The sequence below is a fragment of the Methylobacterium sp. E-046 genome (assembly GCF_022829625.1).
Lineage (GTDB): Bacteria > Pseudomonadota > Alphaproteobacteria > Rhizobiales > Beijerinckiaceae > Methylobacterium > Methylobacterium longum.
In genome coordinates, this window is the sequence record NZ_JAKSYP010000250.1 from 1 (window position 1) to 1,743 (window position 1,743).

General features: G+C 69.6%; 2 protein-coding genes. Both read left to right on the top strand.

Annotated elements, in window-relative coordinates:
- The first annotated feature begins 31 nt into the window (after positions 1–31).
- The gene (locus MKK82_RS26695) at positions 32–802 is read left to right on the top strand and encodes an ABC transporter ATP-binding protein (RefSeq protein WP_238294258.1); all 771 of its coding nucleotides are present in this window, start codon (positions 32–34) and stop codon (positions 800–802) included.
- Positions 803–839: 37 nt separating this feature from the next.
- The gene (locus tag MKK82_RS26700) at positions 840–1,721 is read left to right on the top strand and encodes an ABC transporter permease (RefSeq protein ID WP_373323424.1); all 882 of its coding nucleotides are present in this window, start codon (positions 840–842) and stop codon (positions 1,719–1,721) included.
- Positions 1,722–1,743: the final 22 nt, after the last annotated feature.

The following is a 1,743-nucleotide window of genomic DNA, read 5'->3' on the forward strand; positions in this document are numbered from 1 at the left end:
GCGGCCCAAGCCGCGGCGCGTGGGAGGATGGATGGACACGGGTCAGCCTCTTCTGGAGGTCGATGGCGTCACGCTCCGCTACAAGACGCCGGACCACCTCGTCACGGCCACCTACCGGGTGAGCTTCCGGGTCTGGCCCGGCGACCGGTTCGTGCTGCTCGGGCCGTCCGGCTGCGGGAAGTCGACCCTGCTCAAGGCGGTGGGCGGCTACATGGCGCCCACCGAGGGCGAGATCCGCCTGAAGGGCCGCCCGGTCACCGAGCCCGGCCCCGACCGGATGATGGTGTTCCAGGAGTTCGACCAGCTCCTGCCCTGGAAGACCGTCCGGCAGAACGTGGTCTTCGCCCTGGAGGCCTCGGGCCGGCTGAAGGGCCGCGCGGCCCTGGAGCGGGCCAACCTCTACATCGACAAGGTCAACCTGACGAAGTTCGCCGACAGCTACCCCCACACCCTCTCGGGCGGGATGAAGCAGCGCGTGGCCATCGCCCGCGGCATGGCCATGGAGCCCGACATCCTGCTGATGGACGAGCCGTTCGCGGCCCTCGACGCGCTCACCCGGCGGCGCATGCAGGACGAGTTGCTGATGCTGTGGGAGGGCACGCGCTTCACCGTGCTGTTCGTCACCCACTCGATCCCGGAGGCGATCAAGGTCGGCTCGCGCATCCTGCTGCTCTCGCCCCATCCCGGCGAGGTCAAGGCCGAGCTCAACAGCGCGGACTCCCCGGAGGCGGCGCTGCGGCTGGAGAACCGGATCCAGCAGATGCTGTTCTCGGAAGAGATCGAGGAGGCCGAGAATGTCTAGCGCACCAGCCCTGACGGACGCGCCCCGGGCCGGGGCGATGCCCCCGCGGCTGACGCCGGTGGATCCGGCCCGGCCCGAGATCGTGCGCGACACCGGCCACGCCCACGGCGCCACCGTGGTGGAGAAGCCGCTGTCGGTCGCCGAGCGGCTGTACAACCAGGCCTGGCTGCGCAAGATCGTGATCCTGCTCGTCCTGGCCGGGATCTGGGAGGCCTACGGGCGCTACCTCGACAACGATCTCCTGTTCCCGACCTTCTCGGCGACCGTGGAGGCGTTCGTGCGGGGCCTCGGGGACGGCACGCTGCCGGCCCGCGCCTGGACCTCCCTCAAGGTTCTCCTGATGGGCTACGCCGCCGGCATCGCGCTGGCGACCCTGCTGACCGGTCTCGCCATCGCGTCGCGGATCGGCACCGACCTGCTCGAGACGCTGACGTCGATGTTCAACCCGCTGCCGGCGATCGCGCTGCTGCCGCTGGCGCTGATCTGGTTCGGCCTGGGCAGCGGCAGCCTGATCTTCGTTCTGGTCCACTCGGTGACCTGGGCGATCGCGCTCAACACCCATTCGGGCTTCCTGTCGGTGAGCCGGACGCTGAAGATGGTCGGGCGCAATTACGGGCTGTCGGGCCCGGGGCTGATCGGCAAGATCCTGATCCCGGCGGCGTTCCCCTCGATCCTGACGGGGCTGAAGGTCGGCTGGGCGTTCGCGTGGCGCACGCTGATCGCGGCCGAGCTGGTGTTCGGGGTGTCGTCCGGGGCGGGCGGGCTCGGCTGGTTCATCTTCGAGAACAAGAACATGCTCGACATCCCGAACGTGTTCGCCGGCCTGCTCACCGTCATCCTGATCGGCCTCGTGGTCGAGAACCTGATCTTCCAGACCATCGAGCGCCGCACCCTCCAGCGCTGGGGCATGCAGGCCTGAACCGCCCCACGTCCGGGGCCGG

Bases quoted from the DNA above. Each gene is read 5' to 3' on its own strand.
- MKK82_RS26695 (WP_238294258.1), top strand. From the start codon at position 32: ATGGACACGGGTCAGCCTCTTCTGGAGGTCGATGGCGTCACGCTCCGC.
- MKK82_RS26700 (WP_373323424.1), top strand. From the start codon at position 840: ATGCCCCCGCGGCTGACGCCGGTGGATCCGGCCCGGCCCGAGATCGTG.